Raw genomic sequence first — 21,217 nt, 5'->3', positions numbered from 1 at the left:
GAAGGAGCGATGTGCATGGTACGAAGAGTCGTTGTTACTGGATATGGTGTTGTTTCCCCGTTAGGTAATTCGGTATCAGCCTTATGGGAGAATATTAAGGCAGGAAAATCAGGGATTCAAAAAATTCAAGGGGAGGCATTCAGCGGCATTAATACGCAAATTGCTGGGACGAGTAAGGATTTCGATGCAACGCTGTATATGGATAAAAAAGAAATCAGTAAATATGATCTATTTGTGCAATATGCTGTTGCCGCTGCCCAGCAAGCTCTGACACAAGCCAATTTAAATATGGATCAGGTAGATAAGGAGCGTTTAGGCGTTTACATTGGCTCTGGCATTGGGGGCATTGAAACGATTTTAGAAAATCATCAAGCGATGCTCAATCAAGGGCCTAGGAAGGTGTCACCATTTATGGTGCCGATGATGATTAGCAATATGGCTGCAGGAATACTAGCAATCAAAACGGGCTTTAAAGGACCAAGCTTTTCACCTGTTTCTGCCTGTGCGACAGGAAACCAGGCGATTGGAGAAGCTTTCTTAGCGATTCGACATGGCTATGCGGATGGCATTTTAGCAGGCGGAGCGGAGGCACCGATCAATCCACTTAGCTTTGCAGGATTCTCCCGCATGAAAGCCATGTCCACTAGGAATGAAGAGCCAACAAAGGCCAGTCGACCATTCGATAGCAAGCGGGATGGCTTTGTCATGTCTGAAGGAGCTGGCATCGTATTCCTAGAGGAGTATGAACACGCCAAACAAAGGGGTGCTACGATTCTGGGTGAGATTGTTGGCTATGGTGTGACAACAGATGCTTATCATATTACAGCTCCTGATTTTACGGGTGCTGCCAATGCCATGAAGCTGGCATTAAAAATGGGTGCTATCGATGGGGCAGCTATCGATTATATCAACGCACACGGCACAAGTACTCCAGAGGGAGATAAATCTGAAACAAAGGCTATTAAACACGTTTTTGGTGACCATGCCTATCAACTAAAGGTTAGCTCCACAAAATCGATGACAGGACATCTCTTTGGCGCGGCCGGTGGAATTGAAGCCATTATTACATTGAAAAGTATAATGGAGGGCATTATTCCACCAACCATCAATTATGAAACACCAGATCCCGAATGTGATTTAAACTATGTTCCTAATGAGGCACTTCATCAAGACGTTAACTTTGCGCTATCGAATGGGTTTGGCTTTGGTGGTCATAATGCTGTGCTAGCATTTAAAAAATTTGAGGAATAAGGCATTAGCTTAGCTAAAAAGAGTGGTATGAATTTAATTGTTCATACCATTTTTTATGTTTGTTTTATCAACTTGAAAAGAGAAGAGGGAACTTAAGCTATTGCAAGTCAATAAGTTTTCCTTATGAGAAATAGCTAGAAATTCGTATTATAACTTATAGTTAGAGTATGGTAAATTCAAAGGAAAAGGGGGATAAATGATGCGAATCTTTGATGCACACTTTCATATCATTGACTTTAATTTTCCGATTATCGAAAATCAAGGTTATACGCCACCAAGCTATGTAGTAGAGGATTATCAAAAGGACACAGTGAGTCTCCAGATAGCGGGAGGCGCCATTGTATCAGGATCTTTTCAAGGATTTGACCAAGCCTATCTTTTAAAAGCATTGAAACAACTTGGTCCCACGTTTTGTGGGGTAACGCAATTACCTAATACGGTCACGGATGATGAAATTGTACATTTACATAACAATGGGGTACGGGCATTACGCTTTAATAGTAGACGAGGTGGCTCAGAGGATTTATCACAGCTAGAAACCTTTGCACGACGGGTTTATGATTTGGTGGGCTGGCATAGTGAATTATATATCGATGCGAAGGAAATACCGGAGATAGCCTCGACAATTGAAGCATTACCAGCCATCTCCATCGATCATTTAGGGTTGTCGGAAGAAGGGCTGCCACATTTATTAAAGCTTGTTGATAAGGGAGTACGTGTCAAGGCGACTGGCTTTGGTCGTGTGGAGCTGGATGTGAAGCATGCTTTACAAGCGATTTATAATGCTAATCCAGATGCCCTCATGTTTGGAACAGATTGCCCGTCTACAAGAGCTAAACGACCTTTTAATTATGGGGATGTGGAATTGATTCAACAGCTATTTGATCAACAGGCTGCTGATAAAATCCTCTACAAGAATGCGCTACAATGGTATTTTCAGCGTTGAATATAAAAAAGAATCCATGTTGGCATGAAAATGGATTCTTTTTTAATTATGACGGTACTAAGCATTTCGATAGTTGGCAAACATAATTTCATTATAATACTGATCTAATTGAGGCATACCTAGTTCTTTTGCGATCATTAGCTCAGCCTCTCGGTCATATGCTACTCTAATAAATTGGATGGCATTGTTTGACTGTGTTCCATCTAGAATGGCATAGGAAGCAGAAGTTAGGTCAAGTGAATTACCAACACTCCCTACATTACAAAGAATTCCTTGTTTATATGTATGTAAAAAAGTTGTATGGATATCGCCATAGAACACAATATCAGGATGTTTCTTGTAATGGCTTGAATTGGTTACTGCCGTATTCTCAAACATAGATAAACGCTTTTCAAGTGGATGATTTGGTAGGATACGTTCAAATTCACTTCTTGGAGACGCATGGAAAAATCTTATGAGCTGTTCATTTAATTCAAGATCAATATGGAAGGGTAATGACCCGAGATATTGATAGTCTTTTGCTGTTAATCGATCTTTAAACCATTGGAGAAAATCATTGTCAGTAGGGGATTGAATAAATACGTCCCAATTGCCTCGTACGACTTGTTCACAATTCTGTTGGATAAGTTCTATACAGGCAGAACCTTGAGGGCCCTTGCCGATTAAATCACCTAAACAAAAAATTCTGTCAATCTTTCTTAAGCGAATGTCTTTTAATACGGCCTCTAATGCCGTTTTATTCCCATGAATATCTGATATAATTGCAATTTTCTTCACGAAGATTACCCCCTCATTAATGCTATACTATATCATTCAATAAAAATCCTTTTAATCCTTTAAAAACCATATAAACACAAAATACAAAAAAACCCTCTACCCACTATGGGTAGAGGATTTTTGTAAAGCTTAGCTTAAGCCTTGGCTATCTTTCCACTCTAGGAATTCATCATATGTTAACTGCTTATCTAAAATAGAGCCGTCTTCACGGATTTCGATGACACGGTTAGCAATTGTTTGGATGAACTGATGGTCATGTGATGTGAAAATCATTGCGCCTTTGAAACGAATTAAGCCTTCGTTCAATGCTTGAATAGATTCAAGGTCAAGGTGGTTCGTAGGTTCATCTAATAAAATAACATTTGCTGTCGCAAGCATCATTTTCGATAGCATACAACGTACCTTTTCGCCCCCAGAAAGAACAGCAGGGGATTTCTTCACTTCTTCACCAGAGAACAGCATACGTCCTAGGAAACCACGAAGGAAGCTTTCTGTTTCATCGTCTGGAGAATATTGACGTAACCATTCTACTAATGTTTTTTCAGAACCTTCGAAGTACTTGTCATGATCGTTTTCGAAGTAGCTTTGAGATGTCGTTACCCCCCATTTAAATGTGCCAGCATCCGCTTCTTTTTCTTCCATTAAAATATCAAGAAGTGCTGTTTTCGCCATTGGGCTACCAAGTAAAACAATTTTATCTTCTTTGTTCATCGAGAAGCGCATGTCCTTGAATAGCGTTTCGCCTTCATGACTTGCTGTTAGACCGTCTACTGTTAGGACATCGTTACCAATTTCACGCCCGATTTGGAAGTTGATGAATGGATATTTACGGCTTGATGGCTTAATATCATCAAGCTCAATTTTATCAAGCATTTTTTTACGAGATGTTGCTTGCTTCGATTTAGAAGCATTGGCAGAGAAACGTGCGATAAACGCTTGTAATTCTTTAATTTTCTCTTCTTTTTTCGCATTTTGGTCTTGTGCCATTTTTTGCGCTAATTGAGAAGATTCATACCAGAAATCATAGTTCCCTACATATAATTGGATTTTAGAGAAGTCCAAATCCGCAATATGTGTACATACTTTATTTAAGAAGTGACGGTCATGGGATACAACAATAACTGTATTCTCAAAGTTAATCAGGAACTCTTCCAGCCACTGAATTGCCTTTAAGTCAAGGTGGTTGGTAGGCTCATCGAGTAATAGTACATCAGGCTGACCAAACAGTGCCTGTGCCAGTAATACTTTAACTTTGTCAGAACCTTCAAGATCGCCCATTAGCATGTAATGAAGATCATCGGAGATACCTAAACCGTTTAATAGTGTAGCCGCTTCTGAATCAGCTTCCCAACCGTTTAGCTCTGCAAATTCACCTTCTAACTCTGCAGCACGCATGCCATCCTCATCTGAGAAATCTTCCTTTGCATAGATAGCATCTTTTTCTGTTTTCACGTCATATAGGCGTTTATTCCCCATAATAACTGTGTCGAGCACTGTATGCTCATCATATTCGAAGTGGTTTTGTTTCAGGACAGATAAACGTTCGTCCTTACCCATCGATACATTTCCTTCCTGCGCTTCAATTTCACCAGAAAGGATTTTTAAAAATGTTGATTTACCAGCACCATTTGCCCCAATTAAACCGTAGCAATTGCCTGGTGTGAATTTTATATTTACGTCTTCAAATAGTTTACGATCGCCATAGCGAAGACCTACATTACTAACTTGAATCATGCAAGTTCCTCCTTTTTTCACAATGGCTCTAGTATAGCATGAAATATGTTCCATAGTCTATAAACATTATTAAATCAAGGTTTGGCGTTCTTTCCACATTTTTTGTTAAACATAAACTGAATAAAGATACAATAAAAATTTAAATTTGGTGTAACTTTCTTTGAGAGTGAGGCGTCTATATTGTAGTGTGATTAACTATTTTTGAAAAAGAATAGAAAAATGACATCATTTACCACGGGGATTTTAGTTGCTTATTCACAAAGGTTTCGTCTAAAATGATTCTGACTGTTTATATATCAAGTAAATCATCACTGGTGCCCACAAGCCCATCCCCGTTTTGAATGCCAGCTATTCGTGGCTCTTTCATTTATACTAGATAGATGTTGCTAAAGTTAGACTAAAAACATCACAATCCTCATAAATGATTTCATTCATTTATCTTGATGATAATTTCATATAAGAATGCTGTAAGCTAAAGAATTATTCGTTTGTGGTAATGATATGCTATGCCTGCGTTCAACTAGGACATTCAGCCCTTGTGGCGGGAATGATGATTAAATAAACACATCGATGGAAATTTTAACAATTGGAGGTATATTATGGGTAAGGGCTTATTATGGACAGCCACTTGTGTAATAGTAGTTTTAGTTGGGTTTGGTAGCTACTATTTTATTAAAGAAATAACAAACTCTATGGCATACAATAAATTAGTAGATGAGTATAAAAAGCCAGAACCAATTGAACATATAGAGGAAGAATATGATGTTATTGTCATCGGTGGTGAGCCAGAGGGAGTGGCTGCGGCTGTGGCTGCTGCTCGAAATGGTGCGAAAACATTGCTGGTCGAAAAACGACAAGAGTTAGGTGGATTATTTACATATGGTATGCTGAATTTCCTCGACATTCCTCGTGATGGCCATAACAATTCGATTAGTGAGGGAATATTTAAGGAATGGCATGAGCTTGTTAGAGGGAATGACGCTTTTGGCATTGTAGGTGCTAAGGCAGCCTTTAAAAAGCTAATCGATGAAGAGCCCAACTTAACGTTATCCGTGCAAACCGAGGTTGTGAAAGCAAATGTCAAACAACAACAATTAACGTCTGTGGAATTAAAAAATGAGTACGGTACATATGTTGTGACGGGGAAATCATTCATAGATGCTACACAGGATGCTGATTTTGCTGCCTTGTCGGGCGTTCCTTTCTTTGTGGGCGGAGAAGATATTGGCATAAAGGATAAGCGTATGGCTGTGACTTTAATGCTACATTTAAAAAATGTCAATTGGGATGAAGTCAAAAAAGCGGCTAATTCCGGTGTATTTGGCGGTGCTAATTTAAATCATACGGTGATGTGGGGCTTTACAAAGCTACATGATGAATACAAGCCATTACAAGAGGGTACAAGATTACGAGGGTTAAATTTAGCTCGTGTAGATGATGAATATTTCATCAATGCCTTACAGATTTTTGGTATTGATGGCTTGAATGAATCCTCAAAACAAGCGGCGATTGTTGCTGGGAAGAAAGAAACGTTACACATTCTAAAATATTTACAAACAAACTTCCCAGGGTTTGAAAAGGCTGAAATTGTCAGCTATCCAGAAGAACTCTACGTCCGAGAAACGAGACATATTTGGGCAGAGTATCAATTACCAATGGCAGACCTGTGGAAAAATAGTGATCAGTGGGATAGCATTGGCATTGCTTCTTATCCAGTCGATGTGCAAGCGCAAACGCCTCATGATTATGGCTATGTGATCGCTGCACCAAAGCAATATGCTATTCCTTTCCGGTCGTTAGTACCGAAGGATATTGATGGCTTAATGGTTGTCGGACGCTCTGCTGGTTATTCATCACTTGCAGCTGGTAGTGCACGTATTGTTCCAACAGGGATGGTGACAGGTGAAGCGGCTGGGACTGCGGCTGCTCTTGTACAGAAGCACGATGTAACCTTTAGAGACATGAGTAAGGATAAATCATTAATCGCTACATTACGAAAGCAATTAGCTAAACAAGGTGCCTATGTTGATTCATTTTCAATTGAGTATCCATATCAAGGAGAATGGTATGATGAAGCCATTCAAACCCTCATTAATTACGGCCTTGTTGTGGGCGGCTATGATAATGACCTAAAAGTAGACAGTAAGGCGACGAAAATAAAGTTTGCTAAAATGTTAAAAGAGAGCATGCTACGTGCTGGTGGAGAAAGTGCAGCAGGAATGAAGGACCAGCTCGAAATTGTCATCAATAAAGTTTATAATCAAGGCGATGAAGCTATTGAGCGAGATGAGTTAGCTCAATATTTGGCTGACGTCCTCATCGGTGAATCCAATGCGACTAGTTGGGATACATTGGTAGAAAAAGGAATTGTCACGGAGAAAGTAGCGAAGAAAGTCTCTGATAATAAGAAATTAAAATTAAAAGAGATGTATGCGATTATGGCTGATGTGATTCATTATGTAGAAAAAAAACGTTCCTCCTTGTGAGGAGCGTTTTTTGCTGAAACGGCAACGTAAAAAAGGGTTGACGCCAATTAGAAAGTCCTGTAATATATGTCAAAATCATAAAAAAATTCGATGAAAAAGAGAGTAATTGATGGAATGACTGGCTAGCGAGTTAGGGACGGTGGGAGCCTAATGCAGGAACCATGAATGAAGCGCACTTTGGAGAAGATTCTCGAACAAATAGTAGAGAATAGCGGGGCGTCACCTCGTTAACAATGGAAAGTGGTCATGTTACATGGCAACTAGAGTGGTACCACGGGATTATCATGCTCTCGTCTCTAATTATAGAGGCGAGGGCTTTTTTATTTGAACAGGAGGAGGAGCAAAATGAATCAACAAATCGCCGACAGTATAGCAGTCACATTAAAGCAGCAAATAATAGGAGAGGACATATTGTCATTATTAGAAAAACCCAAAAGCTTGGAGCGAGGGGACGTAGCCTTTCCATGCTTTACTCTAGCAAAAGTGTTGAAAAAATCACCGCAAAGTATCGCAGCACAGATAGCAAGTCAATTAAATCATGACAGTATCGAGCGTGTGCAAGCTGTTGGTGGCTATGTCAATATTTTTCTTGATCAACAAAAGGTGACGCAACAGGTGTTACGCAAGATTCTGCGCGACAAGCAACAATATGGTACTACGCCAACAAAGATGGGAACGGTCGTCTTGGATTTTTCCTCTCCTAATATCGCCAAGCCTTTCTCGATGGGACATTTACGTTCAACGGTCATCGGTAATGCCTTAGCAAATATTGCAGAAAAAAATGGCTATCAAGCCATTCGTATCAATCATTTAGGGGACTGGGGTACACAATTTGGCAAGCTTATTGTTGCTTATCAGCTTTGGGGTGATAAACAAGCTATTTCAGCGTCACCAATAGAGGAGTTATTAAAGATTTATGTGAAGTTTCATGAAGAGGCCGAGCAAGACCAAACGCTCAATGAACAGGCTCGTGCCGCCTTTAAAGCATTGGAGGACGGTAATGAAGAGGCGCAGGCATTATGGCAATGGTTCCGTGATGTGTCATTCATAGAATTTCAAACAATATATGAGCTATTAGGAATTCATTTTGATGCCTTTATAGGTGAAGCCTTTTACAATGACAAAATGCCGTCCGTTGTAACAGAATTAAAAGAAAAAGGGCTCCTTGTGGAATCAGAAGGTGCGTATGTTGTGGAGATGGAGGAGATGCCTCCATGTTTAATAACGAAAACGGATGGAGCCACGCTTTATGCGACGCGTGATTTAGCAGCAGCCCTGTATCGCCAACAGCACTACCAGCCCCAAAAGATGTTCTACGTTGTTGGCAATGAGCAGTCCCTCCACTTTAAACAACTTTTTCAGGTCATCGAAAAAATGGGCTATCCTTGGGCAAAGATTCTGCAACATGTGTCATTTGGCATGATGCTGAAGGATGGCAAAAAAATGTCGACGCGTAAAGGCAAAGTGGTGTTATTAGCAGATGTACTAGCAGAAGCTATAACGACTGCACAGCGTAATATGGAGCAGAAAAACCCTTCTCTACCTAACAAAGAGCAAGTCGCAAAGCAAGTGGGGGTTGGAGCGGTAATTTTTAATGATTTAAAATCCCATCGTCTCAACGATATTGAATTTTCAATCGAGCAAATGATGAATTTTGAAGGCGAAACAGGGCCATATGTACAGTATACATATGCACGTATTTGCTCTATTTTAGATAAAAAGAAAGCTCCGACTCAAGATATGCTATTCAAATCTTTAGGAGAGCAGGCTTGGCCGATTATTTTATTACTAGAACAGTTTCCTAAAACGGTAGCTATGGCTTTTGAGCAGGCTGATCCGTCCCAAATAGCGAAATATGCCTTACAACTGGCACGTTTATTTAATAAATATTATGCACAGTACAAAATATTAGCAGAAGATGAACAGCAAGCATCCCGTCTTGCATTATGTCAGAGTGTTGCTATTGTTTTAAAAGAGTCATTAGCCTTATTAGGTATTGAATCACCTGAAAATATGTAAGAAGCCTTAGCCATGTAAAGGTAAACTGTCCAATCATTGACCAACCATCGAAAACATGATAAAAGGATAGAGGAATCCATGCAAGCTTTTCATAAATGAAGGCTGCGTAATAACAGAGGGGATCAAACAATTGGCTAAAAAACATTGGACATTATCACTCACCTTCGTGGTCATTAGTATATTTTTTGTGGCTCTTAATATGAGGCCAGCTGTCACGGGAATAGGACCGCTTTTTAATGTCCTCATGACATCCTTACATGTCTCGAATACAAGCATGAGCTTTCTCACAGCTATCCCCGTTTTTTGTATGGGATTATTCGCACCTTTGGCTGTCCCGCTTCAGCGAAAAATGGGCACGAAATCAGCTATCACCCTTTTAGTGGCCATCCTTGTCGTCGCGAATGGGCTACGCTTTTTCCAAGCAAGCTATCTCTTGCTCATCGTGACAAGCTTTGCGGCAGGCTTAGCGATTGCAATGATTGGTCCTATCCTAAATGCTTATATTAAGAAAAAGTTTCCAGAACGCTTTACGACAGTAGTCGGTATCTATTCATTCGGTATAGGCGTAGGGGCTACTTTAAGTGCAGCCTTAACCGTGACTTTTTATCAGAGTTTCAGTAATAGCTGGACAATCGCCCTTGGTATGTGGTCAATCCTTGCTATAGTTGCGCTCGTTATCTGGCTAGCGGCAATTCCATCCGAACACAACGAGCAGCTCCAACAAGTAACTACGTCAAAAGAAGTCCGTAATCCGTGGACATCTAGACGTGCCTGGGTAATTTTACTGTACTTTGGTTTACAAACATCACTCTTTTTCTCAATCATGTCATGGCTTACGCCGCTATTGCAGGATAAAGGCCTGTCATTAGAGGCATCCAGTGCCATGCTAACAATTATGTCTATTGTACAAATGATAGGGAATATGGCGGTACCAATTCTCATGGAAAAATGGCCAAGTCGAATGGCCTGGCTACTAGTGTTTAGCTTTGTCGGCATGATTGGATTTATGCTACTCTGGCTGACAGCGGGTATTTACCTATGGCTGGCTGTTTTATTAATTGGTATTGTGCTAAGCGGGCTATTTCCAATAGGACTACTGTTGCCTCTTGATGAAGCCAAAAATGATCAGGAGGCCACTAGTTGGTCATCTATGGTGCTGGCAGGTGGCTTTATGGTAAGTGCCATTATCCCCATTCTAATAGGCGTGTGCTATGACCTAACGGGCAACCATACATGGACGTATCTGATCTTTGTATTATTAATGCTCGGCATTCTAGTAACGACAGGACTATTAAGAAAAAAATGATTGTAAGAGACATGTGTCAGGTTGCACATGTCTTTTTATGTGAAAATTATTTTGAGGGTATAATATCCTTCCATCCTCACAGCAAATTTTGTCTTCCATCAATATTAATGGGTAGAAAGAAATGACTTTAGGGAAGTTGCTGCATTTTTCTAATATTAATTTTCCAATAATAATATTATGTAAACTTGAAACATTACTAGTCCTTGATTATGATAGAGAAGAGAGAATGTAGAATAGAAAGTTTTGGTGAAGGTATGTATAAAAAAGTGCTCATTTTAGGAGCGGCAGCTTTTCTGGTAGCAGGCTGTGACAGTCAAATAGGGACAGGATGGTTTCAAAATAAAAAGGCAGAGGTGGAAACAGAGGGAGCTGTGACGAAGCAACAGGAAAAAATTGTCCCAGAGGTCAAAGTAATTGGAGAGTATGGTGTTGGAGCAGGCATTATTATCAGGCAGCAGGATGATCAACTGTATATTTTAACGAATGGCGCACTAGTGGCTTCCAAACCAACTGCCCTCGTTCAATTTGGTCAGGACAAGCTGGTAGCAGCGACTATTCATGTCATGTCAACAGCCTATAATATGGCCCTGCTACGAGTAACCTATCAAGCGGATGTGCAAGTGCCTAATTTATATGAAGGTGAGCTAAATCAGCTAGCTGTTTATGTGAATGGCTTACCCTATACGATTCAAAAATACCAAGATAAAGTAGCGGCTTATTATATAAAAGCGGAACAATCGATACCTTTAGGAAGCCCTGTCATGGAGGCTGAAAACGGAGCCATTGTCGGATTATATTTTAATCGACAACAGCAAGGAGCGTCGCAGCCATACATATTGCCTATAAAGGAATTCCAAGCATCCATCGATGAATGGATTGAGGAGGGCATGACAGCCAGTGTACGACTTTCCCAATCGAAAAACTTATACCCCTATATTGAACAAGGGGATAAAGAAGCTGTACAGCAAGCAATCGAACAATATGGAGAAAATATATTTGCGTATAATACCGATGAAATTATGCTATTTTTAGATACGTTTCACAAGTATTTAAAGGGGGCTGTGACAACCCAGGATGCAAGTGTTTTGAAACCGATTGTCGGGACAGAGGCTATACAGGAAACCTTGGCTAGTATGGTTGCCTATTATGCTTCCAAGCAAGCCAAAATTCATTTCTCAAACACGGATATTCAGGCAATTCGTGTAGAGGGACAGCGTCTTATCGTACAGGCTAAAACGGAATATATCCTGACGAATGTTGCTGGACAGGAGGCACTTGCCTACTCCAACATGTTGTATGAGTTAGAAAAAAATGAACAGGGCGAGTACAAGCTACTTGGTCTCACAAACAAGGAGTGAATTTTGCATGGAGCAAGCTAGACAAATGCTACAGCATCATTTTGGCTATGATACCTTTCGGCAAGGACAAGCCCAGATTATTGAACAAACATTACGAGGGCAGTCAAGTCTTTGTGTCATGCCAACAGGTGGAGGGAAATCCATTTGCTATCAAATTCCAGCGCTAATGCTTGAGGGGTTAACCATCGTGATTTCGCCACTGATTTCACTGATGCAAGATCAGGTGGAGGCTTTACGTACAGCAAATATTCCAGCAGCCTATATTAATAGTACGCTGACGGCACAGGAAGTGGATGAAACCATGCAGCTTGCTAGTGCGGGTTATTTAAAGCTCCTCTATATTGCACCTGAACGACTGGAAAGTACTACGTTTCTTCAAGCATTGTCGTATTTATCTGTCCCATTACTTGCGATTGACGAGGCTCATTGTATATCGCAATGGGGGCATGATTTTAGACCAAGCTATCGTTCGATCCACAAGCTTTTTACGCTATGGCCCCAAAAACCCACTGTTTTAGCACTGACAGCTACTGCAACGCCAACGGTTTGTGATGATATTCGTCAATTGTTAGAGATTGATGAGCAGGCAACAGTCATGACAGGCTTTTCACGTGAGAATTTGGCACTTTCGGTGTTAATTGGTGAAAATAAAGAACGCTATGTAAAAAATTATGTTCAACAAAATAAACAGGAAGTGGGCATCATTTATGCAGCTACTCGAAAAGCTGTGGATGCCATTTATGATGTGCTGAGTCGCTCTGGTGAAGACGTTGCGAAATATCATGCAGGTCTATCAGAGAATTTAAGAATGGCTGAGCAGGAGCGGTTTTTAAAAGATGAGGCACGTATCATGGTGGCAACGAATGCTTTTGGTATGGGTATTGATAAAAGTAATGTGCGCTTTGTGTTGCATTATCAAATGCCTCGTAATATGGAGAGCTATTACCAGGAAGCGGGCCGTGCTGGCCGAGATGGCCTGCCAAGTGCTTGTATTTTATTGTATGCTTCAGGGGACGTTCAAACACAGCGTTTTCTTATCGAACAGTCACAGGATGAGGCTCGTATTACACAGGAGCTAGCTAAACTACAAACAATGGTCGATTATTGCCATACTGAGGGCTGCTTACAGAATGCGATTTTAGCGTATTTTGGAGAAGTTGAGGAGGAGCCATGTGGGCGTTGTAGTAACTGTATTGATGGGCGAGCAGTGACAGATGTGACAGAGGATGCGCAAAAGGTGCTGGCCTGTGTTGTGCGTATGGGACAAAAATTCGGGAAGACCATGGTGGCACAGGTGCTAATTGGCTCTAAAAATCAAAAGATCGCTGAATTTGGCTTTGCCCGTTTATCGACCTATGGCATTTTAAAAGGACAATATACCTCAAAGGATGTCTCCAACTTTATCGAATTTTTAATTGCAGAGGGCTTGCTGGCCGTGAAGCACGGTACATTCCCTACAATTTATGTATCTGCTGAAGGCAAGGAAGTGCTGCTTGGCAATCGACAGGTCATGCGTAAGGAAGCTGTCACAGTGAAGAAGCTGGTGGATAATGATCCATTATTTGAACACTTACGGGTATTACGCAAAGAGATTGCCGACGAGGAAAAGGTCCCACCATTTGTTGTATTTTCTGATAAAACGTTACGTGAATTATGTGATAAGAGACCAACTGTACTGGAGGATTTACGACAGGTGAGTGGTATAGGCGAAGTAAAATTTGAGAAGTATGGTCAACGCTTCTTTGACGCACTACAATCGTTTTTAGAAGCCTCTGTTTAATAAATTTGTTGCTATTGTATAAAAGAGAGGTGTCCCACAAGCTGGAGACACCTCTTTTATATTATTTTTCCCAATGCTTCGCAATGAACGTATCACGCCCAGAAACGGCACGGTCTTGCTGATAGTGTGCTGTCTCTTTTTTATAATAATCCTGGTGATAATCCTCTGCTGGATAAAAGCGTTCAGCATCGCGAATTTTGGTTACAATAGGTTTATCAAAGCGTCCGCTATTGGCAAGCTTTTCTTTCGAAGCCTCTGCGATTTGCTTTTGCTCATCTGTATAGGTAAAGATTGCTGTAGTATAGGATTCACCACGGTCATGGAACTGTCCATACGCATCCGTCGGGTCAATTTGCATCCAATAAATGTCAAGGAGCTGCTCATAACTAAAAATAGCAGGGTCGAATTCGATTTCGACAACTTCTAAATGACCTGACGTTCCTTTTTTGACATCTTCATAGGTTGGGTTTTCTAAGTGGCCACCCATATAGCCTGAAGTGACTTTATGTATACCGTCCCACTCGACGAATGGCTTGACCATACACCAGAAACAGCCGCCAGCAAATGTCGCTTTTTCTATCATTTGAATCATCCTTTCTTTTGTGAAAATATTATAGCATTGTTTTACGCCAAACTGTGTAAATGGGTGTAAAATAACGTTTAGATAGAAAAACATGGAATAGATCCTTTTTATAATGAAACTTTCTAGCTAATCAATCGTTACATTAACTATATCAAAATAGAGGAGTTAGTTGTTATGGAAGAGCAAGATTATACGAGACGCTCCCAACGTCCTAAAAAGCGTCGATTACGTAAAGGGAGAACATTTTTTACACTATTACTATTGTGTATCATTGTGATTGTCGGCTATTCGGTCATGCAATATCGCAGCGGGCTTGAGCTAGCCAACGACACCAAAGTTACACAGGAGGATTTTACGGGTGATAGCATCAAAGGGGATATCGAAAACTATTTGATTTTAGGGGTCGATACACGTGGAGAGGAAAAATCACGGACTGATACAATGATGGTATTATCCTGGAATAAAGCAAACAACGACATTAAACTCGTATCCTTTATGCGCGATATTTACGCGGATATTCCAGGCTATCAATCCTATAAGCTTAATACAGCTTACTACCTAGACGGTGTTCAGCTATTAAAGGATACATTGACAAATATGTTTGGCCTACCGATTCATCACTATGCACTAATTGATTTTAAAAACTTTGAATCCTTAGTGGATATTTTAGCGCCAAATGGTGTGGAAATGGATGTTGAAAAGGACATGTCTGAAAATATTGGGGTAGAGTTAAAGCAAGGTGTTCATCGTTTAAATGGACAGGAGTTACTAGGTTATGCGCGTTTCCGTCATGATGCAGAAGGAGATTTTGGGCGTGTTGCACGTCAGCAAAAAGTGATTGAGGCATTAAAAACAGAGTTATTAACGCCTACGAATATGTTGCATTTACCAAAATTTGTTGGTGCGGCACAGGGCTATATCACAACAGATTATTCATCTACTGAGGAAATGCAGCAAGTACTTAAATTGCTATCAAAGGGCAAGGTAAACATTGAGAAAGCAACCATCCCTATCGAGGGTAGCTATCAATTCCAAAACTTTAGCCATGCGGGCGATTCTATTGTCATCGATGTGGAGCAAAACAAAGCCTTTTTAAGTGATTTTTTAGGTATTTCACTAGAGTGATGTTTCGCAAAAACCAGCATTATCCTGTAATATAAAGGTAGAGCATTTGGATTGGGGTGGATATATGGAAAAAGAGAGACCAAAAGAGCGTTCAAGCCTGTTAGCAACCAAGTTTATTCGTTTTTTAGGTGGTAGAAACCTATTATTTACACTGGTAATTTTATTACTGGTGGCATGTGTTATTTTTATGTTTAATCAAGTTTCCTTTATCTTTACCCCGCTACAAGTTTTATTTGAAGTAGTCATTTTACCAGGGGTACTAGCCGTCATTGGTTACTATTTATTACGCCCATTGCTGGCGATTCTAGTACGATGGCGCATACCAAGAATATGGGGTATTTTAATCCTCTATATTGCGGTCATTGGTGTCATTACGTTACTTGTGGTGCTAGTCTATCCGTTTTTACGCGATCAGTTCACGAATTTAGCACAGGAATTCCCAGAGTACTTCATGGCATTTACACAAAACATTGTAGAATTCCTAAATCATTCACGTTTTAATGAGTACTTAGATAAAATTAGTTTTAATTTTGATGAAGTTTTGAATAACTTCACAACGGATATGGTAAAAACAGTGAAGGATATGGCGACCAATGTAGCACAGGGTGTGGCATCTGGTATTACCGGCTTCCTTTCAACGTTAACAGGTATTGTGCTATCACTTGTAACGGTGCCATTCATTCTGTTTTATTTACTAAAAGAGGGCGAAAAATTACCGAAATTTATGCTGAAAGTGTGCCCACCACGTATGCGTAAAGAGGTAACTGACATTTTCCATGACATGGACAAGCAAATTAGTTCGTACATACAGGGACAGATTTTAGTATCCATGTGTATTGGGGCAATGGTGACGATTGGCTTCTTAATTATTGGCATGAAGTATGCTTTATTGCTCGGCTTCCTTGCCATGATTACAAGTGTGGTGCCCTATTTAGGACCCGTTATTGCGATCACACCAGCAGTCATTATCGCTCTTGTTACATCCCCATTGATGCTGATTAAGCTGGCAATTGTATGGACAATCGTTCAGTTAATCGAAGGAAAGTTCATTTCACCGCAAATTATGGGGAAATCACTCAGTATTCACCCGATTACGATTATCTTTGTACTATTAACTGCAGGCTCCTTATTTGGTGTCCCAGGCGTTATTTTAGGGATTCCGGGCTATGCAATCTTTAAGGTACTTGTCACGCATTTATTCAAGCTCTTTAAGCAGCGCTATAATCGCTACGAAGATGACGTTCATCAAAAATATGATATCTAATAAACGATCAGCTACTGCTAGCAACGCAGTAGCTGGTTTTTGCTGTAGAAAACGGCATTATGCTATTCTAGTAGTAGAGTCAAAGCAAGGGGGAAAAGGAAATGGCATACATACCGATTAATTCTCAAGAGAAACTGGCTAAATTTCAAGAGCATTGGTCTCCAAAGGTCATTGCTGAAATGAATGATTATCAATTCAAACTCGTCAAAGTTCAGGGGGATTTTGTTTGGCATAAGCATGAGGATACGGATGAGGTATTTATCGTCCTTGAGGGGCAATTAATCATCGAATTCCGAGATGGCCAGGTAAGCTTGCGTGCAGGAGAGATGTTTGTGGTCCCACGCAATGTGGAACATAAACCCTTTGCAGCTTCGGAGTGTAAAATTCTGCTTGTAGAGCCAATGGGTGTCGTGAATACAGGTGAGGAGCAATCAGAGCTTACCGCTGAAAATGATGTGTGGATTTAACCATCATAGAAAAACCCTTCCAACAAAATGTTAGAAGGGTTTTTACATTGACTAATTATTGCTTTGCTAATAATTGTACTTTTGCTAAGCGATCCACGGCTTCTTGTAGAAGTTCCTTTGGTTGAACTAATGCTAAACGTAAATAGCCTTGTCCAGCTGTACCAAATACGGTTCCTGGAACTGTGACAACGCCTACTTGTTCAATCAATTGAAAGGCTAATTCTGTGCAATCGATAGCATAGGGATATTTAGCCCATACGAACATTCCACCATCAGAGGGTGCGGCTTCCCAGCCTAAAGCTTGTAAGCCATTCATCAGCGTTTTATGGCGCTCTGAGAAAGTGGCACGTAAGCTTTCCGTAATTTCCTCTGCGTTATCCAGTGCTACAACAGCCGCATCCTGAATAGGCTCGAAAATACCGAAATCTAAATTTGATTTTAATTGCTTAATAACAGCGATCATTTCTGCATTTCCTGCGATATAGGCAATACGCGTTCCAGCAAGGCTAAAGCTTTTAGAGAGGGAGTTAATCTCCATACCAACCTCTTTTGCTCCTGGTGCAGCTAGGAAGCTAATAGGGCCATCTCCCGTAAAATAGAACTCTGAATAGGCAGCATCATGGAGGACGATGATATTATACTTTTTAGCAAAGGCGATGACTTTTTCAAAGTATGCTAATGACGGCATCGCTGGTACAGGATTTCCTGGTAAGTTTAAAATCAATAACTTTGCTTTCTGTGCAATTTCTTCTGGTACAGCGTCTAAATCAGGTAAATAATCGTTGTCGGCTGTTTGAGGCATGTAATAAGGTGTTGCGCCAGCTAAGTGAATCCCTGCGTCATACGCTACATAAGCTGGGTTTGTGGATAAGACGATGTCTCCTGGATCACAAAAGGCAATTGGTAAATGCACTAAGCCTTCTTGCGAACCAATTGTTTGAATAATTTCTGTCGCGGGATCTAGATCCACATTACTACGACGCTTATAGTAGCGACTCACCGCGTCATAAAAACGCTGTGTGCCAGTCAGTGTATAGCCATAAGACTCGGCTAAACCTGCACGATAGGAAAGATGCTCACGTATTTTGGCATGCGGAGGAAGATCAGGGCTGCCTAAGCTTAAGTCAATTAAGGTCATGCCCTTTGCTTGCTGCTCTCGAGCAAAATTTTTCAAATCTCCGAAAATTGCTGGTGTAAATAATGACATTTTTTTAGATGGTACGATTTTCAAAACTAGTACACTCCTTGTAGTTGTATAACAGAATAGTAGTTCACATTTTATCATACTGAAGCGCAGAAAGGGACAGATATTCTGAAAAAAGAAAATATTTATATAATGGAGAGGATGTGTGCATAGACTAGCGAAAAAAGATTTTCTGCCATTGGGAGAAGCTACTATAAATTCCTTCAAAGAGGAAAGTGTATTATACTGAGTATAAAGCTTTTCAGGTGGGGTGAGTCTTATGAGAACAGAGCAAGAAATGTATGATTTAATCCTAGCCACTGCACAACAGGACACTAGAATTCGTGCTGTTTACCTAAATGGCTCAAGAGCAAATCCGAATGTACCAAGGGATATGTTTCAGGATTTTGATGTTGTGTATGTCGTAACAGATATAGCCTCTTTCTTACAAGATGATAAATGGATTCAAGTATTTGGTGAGCAGCTGATGGTGCAGGAGCCTGATCGATTGGATAAGGGGCTTGGCTTGGACAAAGACTTTTCTTATAGCTATACATATTTAATGTTATTAAAGGATGGGCATCGCATTGACCTTCGCTTATTATCGACACAAGCTATGCTGGATGAATATGGACAAGACAAGCTGACAGTCCCTTTACTCGATAAGGATCAGCTTTTGCCATCTATCTCTCCATCTTCAGATTGTGGCTATCATATTAGTCCACCGACTGTGGGGCAATTTGCCAGCTGTACCAATGATTTTTGGTGGTGCTTACAAAATATAGCCAAGGGCATTTGGCGAGACGAACTCCCATATGCCAAGCAAATGTTTGAGGAAACGACAAGGCAGTCCTTACATCAAATGCTTAATTGGTGGATTGGTCAGCATCATCATTTTCAGATATCTACAGGCAAAATGGGAAAGTATTTAAAAAACTATGTGCCAGCTAATTATTGGGCATTGTACGTAAAAACCTATGCAGACGCTGATTATGCTAACATGTGGAATGCCCTGTTTGCGGCATGTACACTCTTTCGAAGCATCGCAAAGGAGGTTGCCCATCACTTCCAGTTCTCGTACCCTCACGAGGATGATGCTCGTATGTCAGCCTATTTGAAGCATGTATGTACATTACCACCAGATGCGAAAACGATTTTGTAAGGGGGAAGAGGGCATTGAAGGTTTATTCATTAAGTGGACCAAGCGGCACAGGCAAAAGTACAAGTGCGCTGGCCTTTGCCCATAAATTAGGGGTGGAGGCCATTGTTGATGATGGATTACTCATTGTGAATGGCGTCAGAGTGGCAGGTCTTTCTGCTAAATTCGAAAAGAATACAATTACTGCTGTACGACGTGCCATTTTTACAGATCCAGTTCATCGTGAGGCTGTCCAAAAGGCGCTAGCTCATCATCAGGTACAATCTATTTTACTGATAGGTACATCGACTAAAATGACGAATAGTATTGCCAAGCAGCTAGAGCTGGGTCCGATTGAACACTATTATAATGTAGAAGATGTCCGTTCATTGAAAGAAATTCAAAAAGCACGCTTTATCCGTCAAACACAGGGCAAGCATGTTATGCCGATTCCATATAGACAAGTGGAGCAAAATTTCTTTAAACGATTGGTGCAAAAGGGCATGGAGATTTTTTCTTCGAAACGAGAAAAAATCGGGGAAACGACGATTGTACGTCCTGATTTTCAGCGGGAATATATAGAAATCAGCAAGCATGTTTATGTACAGCTACTGACATACTGCTGTAGCCAACAGGCAATTGTACAAAAGGTCGAGCAAGCACAATTTGTGCTAGGGGATCAGGTTCAAGCTATCCTCACTATTCAAGTAAAGCTGCCGATCGATTATCCATTAGCAGCGCGTTTAGTGGAATTACAACAAGCTGTGCAACAAGATTTTTATCTACATTTTGGCTATGAATTAGATGCTATTCATGTACATGTAAAAACGGCTTTGCAAAAGAAAAAAGCGTAAAAAACAGGTACTCCGCTCGCACGTTGGCGTTAAGAGTACCTGTTTTTTATTTAGGCTGGCGAGTGAACTGTGGCTGGCGTTTTTCCACAAAGGCACGACAACCCTCTGCGAAATCACTGCCTACAAATGGTGAAGAGCCTTGCCATAAGGTCGGCGCACTATCGAGACATTCTTGAACAGATTGCTTCACGGCAAGTAAGGATTCAGGCGACATTCCTGCAACCAGCTTACCCATTCGAATCATGTATTTATTTAAATCTTTTTCAGCTACTAGGTAGTTAAGCATTCCAAGCTTGAAGGCTTCCTCTGCTTTAAACATTCGTCCTGTAAAGACTAAATCCTTGGTTGTGGCAGGGCCGACAAGCTGGACTAAACGCTGTGCAAATTTGTTATTTAAGGTGATTCCTAATTTACCGACAGGAATGCCGAGCTTGGCCTTTTCAGAGCCAATGCGGATATCGCAGGCTAAGGCTAATTCCAAGCCAGCGCCCATCGCAGGCCCATTGATGACGCCAATCGTTGGAATCGGGAGGCGCTCAATGGTAGAAATGGTTTTTTCCATATGTACAAAGGCTTCTTCAGCTTGTTCAAGAGAAATGGCATTGAACTCTTTAATATCGGAGCCCGCTGTAAAGTTTTGGCCAGAGCCTCGTAAAATTAGTACTTTATTTTTCGGATTATCTAATACTTGTAGGGCAATTTTGGCTAATTGATCCCACATGTTTGCGGTTAATGCATTTTTTGCTTGTGGTCGATGAATCGTAATAATCGCTAGTCCAGCTGTTTCTTGATAAATAATTTTCGCATCTTCTGCTTCCAGTCGAGTCGTTTTTACTTGCATATCGGAAAGCCTCCTACATGTTAGTGTCTATCTTTATTATATAACACAATTAACCATAAACACGAAATGATACGAATTTTCACATAAAATTGCATTGTTATACAA

At 40.6% G+C, this 21,217-nt stretch carries 17 protein-coding genes and 1 other annotated feature; of the genes, 12 read left to right on the top strand and 5 right to left on the bottom strand.

The genetic code is table 11. The annotated features are described in order from the left end of the window. Nucleotides 1-15 precede the first annotated feature (15 nt). Nucleotides 16-1,251, top strand: a complete 1,236-nt coding sequence (fabF, locus tag ACMGGO_RS11265; RefSeq protein ID WP_374805488.1) for a beta-ketoacyl-ACP synthase II — start codon at nt 16-18, stop codon at nt 1,249-1,251. A gap of 199 nt (nt 1,252-1,450) precedes the next feature. Continuing rightward, nucleotides 1,451-2,197, top strand: a complete 747-nt coding sequence (locus ACMGGO_RS11260; protein ID WP_103118112.1) for an amidohydrolase family protein — start codon at nt 1,451-1,453, stop codon at nt 2,195-2,197. A 57-nt stretch (nt 2,198-2,254) separates the two neighbouring features. Here ACMGGO_RS11260 and ACMGGO_RS11255 read toward each other — a convergent pair whose 3' ends face one another. Continuing rightward, nucleotides 2,255-2,974 (bottom strand): metallophosphoesterase family protein, encoded by a 720-nt coding sequence (locus ACMGGO_RS11255; protein WP_048392870.1) that lies wholly within the window; start codon nt 2,972-2,974, stop codon nt 2,255-2,257. A gap of 129 nt (nt 2,975-3,103) precedes the next feature. Further along, nucleotides 3,104-4,708 carry an ABC-F family ATP-binding cassette domain-containing protein gene (locus ACMGGO_RS11250; protein WP_004230062.1) on the bottom strand — a complete coding sequence of 535 codons (1,605 nt, stop codon included), beginning with the start codon at nt 4,706-4,708 and terminating at the stop codon, nt 3,104-3,106. A gap of 599 nt (nt 4,709-5,307) precedes the next feature. Between ACMGGO_RS11250 and ACMGGO_RS11245 the strand changes: the two genes are divergently transcribed. From ACMGGO_RS11245 to recQ, 5 genes are all read left to right on the top strand, one after another. After that, on the top strand, nt 5,308-7,194 hold the full coding sequence (locus tag ACMGGO_RS11245; RefSeq protein WP_374805491.1) for an FAD-dependent oxidoreductase: 1,887 nt from the start codon (nt 5,308-5,310) through the stop codon (nt 7,192-7,194). Nucleotides 7,195-7,275: 81 nt separating this feature from the next. Next, nucleotides 7,276-7,495: a binding site (T-box leader), on the top strand. A gap of 44 nt (nt 7,496-7,539) precedes the next feature. Then, a complete protein-coding gene (gene argS / locus ACMGGO_RS11240) occupies nt 7,540-9,213 on the top strand; it encodes an arginine--tRNA ligase (RefSeq protein ID WP_374805493.1) in 1,674 nt (557 codons plus the stop codon). Between the two features lie 130 nt (nt 9,214-9,343). Then, nucleotides 9,344-10,519 carry a CynX/NimT family MFS transporter gene (locus ACMGGO_RS11235; RefSeq protein WP_374805495.1) on the top strand — a complete coding sequence of 392 codons (1,176 nt, stop codon included), beginning with the start codon at nt 9,344-9,346 and terminating at the stop codon, nt 10,517-10,519. Nucleotides 10,520-10,773: 254 nt separating this feature from the next. Next, nucleotides 10,774-11,877: a TcaA NTF2-like domain-containing protein gene (locus ACMGGO_RS11230; RefSeq protein WP_374805497.1), complete on the top strand. Its 1,104-nt coding sequence runs from the start codon at nt 10,774-10,776 to the stop codon at nt 11,875-11,877. A gap of 7 nt (nt 11,878-11,884) precedes the next feature. Then, nucleotides 11,885-13,657, top strand: a complete 1,773-nt coding sequence (gene recQ, locus ACMGGO_RS11225) for a DNA helicase RecQ (RefSeq protein ID WP_313872268.1) — start codon at nt 11,885-11,887, stop codon at nt 13,655-13,657. Between the two features lie 61 nt (nt 13,658-13,718). On the opposite strand, the gene msrA is transcribed toward recQ, so the two are convergent. After that, nucleotides 13,719-14,240, bottom strand: a complete 522-nt coding sequence (gene msrA / locus ACMGGO_RS11220; protein WP_081011039.1) for a peptide-methionine (S)-S-oxide reductase MsrA — start codon at nt 14,238-14,240, stop codon at nt 13,719-13,721. Between the two features lie 174 nt (nt 14,241-14,414). Here msrA and ACMGGO_RS11215 point away from each other — a divergent pair, with 174 nt between their 5' ends. The 3 genes from ACMGGO_RS11215 to ACMGGO_RS11205 all read left to right on the top strand — a co-directional run bounded on the left by ACMGGO_RS11215 (nt 14,415) and on the right by ACMGGO_RS11205 (nt 17,096). Beyond that, entirely contained in the window at nt 14,415-15,365 is a 951-nt protein-coding gene (locus ACMGGO_RS11215; protein ID WP_374805500.1) for an LCP family protein, read from the top strand. Nucleotides 15,366-15,429: 64 nt separating this feature from the next. After that, on the top strand, nt 15,430-16,629 hold the full coding sequence (locus ACMGGO_RS11210) for an AI-2E family transporter (protein WP_048392857.1): 1,200 nt from the start codon (nt 15,430-15,432) through the stop codon (nt 16,627-16,629). A 101-nt stretch (nt 16,630-16,730) separates the two neighbouring features. Beyond that, nucleotides 16,731-17,096 (top strand): cupin domain-containing protein, encoded by a 366-nt coding sequence (locus ACMGGO_RS11205; protein WP_374805502.1) that lies wholly within the window; start codon nt 16,731-16,733, stop codon nt 17,094-17,096. A gap of 55 nt (nt 17,097-17,151) precedes the next feature. On the opposite strand, the gene ACMGGO_RS11200 is transcribed toward ACMGGO_RS11205, so the two are convergent. Further along, entirely contained in the window at nt 17,152-18,327 is a 1,176-nt protein-coding gene (locus tag ACMGGO_RS11200) for an aminotransferase class I/II-fold pyridoxal phosphate-dependent enzyme (RefSeq protein ID WP_016992684.1), read from the bottom strand. A 232-nt stretch (nt 18,328-18,559) separates the two neighbouring features. Between ACMGGO_RS11200 and ACMGGO_RS11195 the strand changes: the two genes are divergently transcribed. Both ACMGGO_RS11195 and ACMGGO_RS11190 read left to right on the top strand, forming a co-directional pair. Continuing rightward, nucleotides 18,560-19,441, top strand: coding sequence for an aminoglycoside 6-adenylyltransferase (locus tag ACMGGO_RS11195; RefSeq protein WP_054550123.1), 882 nt, complete (start codon nt 18,560-18,562; stop codon nt 19,439-19,441). Nucleotides 19,442-19,455: 14 nt separating this feature from the next. Further along, nucleotides 19,456-20,271, top strand: coding sequence for an ATP-binding protein (locus ACMGGO_RS11190; RefSeq protein WP_016992682.1), 816 nt, complete (start codon nt 19,456-19,458; stop codon nt 20,269-20,271). A 46-nt stretch (nt 20,272-20,317) separates the two neighbouring features. Here the strand turns inward: ACMGGO_RS11190 and ACMGGO_RS11185 are convergent, their stop codons facing one another. Continuing rightward, nucleotides 20,318-21,112 carry an enoyl-CoA hydratase/isomerase family protein gene (locus tag ACMGGO_RS11185; protein WP_048392847.1) on the bottom strand — a complete coding sequence of 265 codons (795 nt, stop codon included), beginning with the start codon at nt 21,110-21,112 and terminating at the stop codon, nt 20,318-20,320. Nucleotides 21,113-21,217 lie beyond the last annotated feature (105 nt).

This window comes from Lysinibacillus sp. BNK-21 (genome assembly GCF_048684915.1).
In the GTDB taxonomy this organism is placed as follows: Bacteria; Bacillota; Bacilli; order Bacillales_A; family Planococcaceae; genus Lysinibacillus; species Lysinibacillus capsici.
This window is presented reverse-complemented; position numbering and strand designations above follow the sequence as displayed.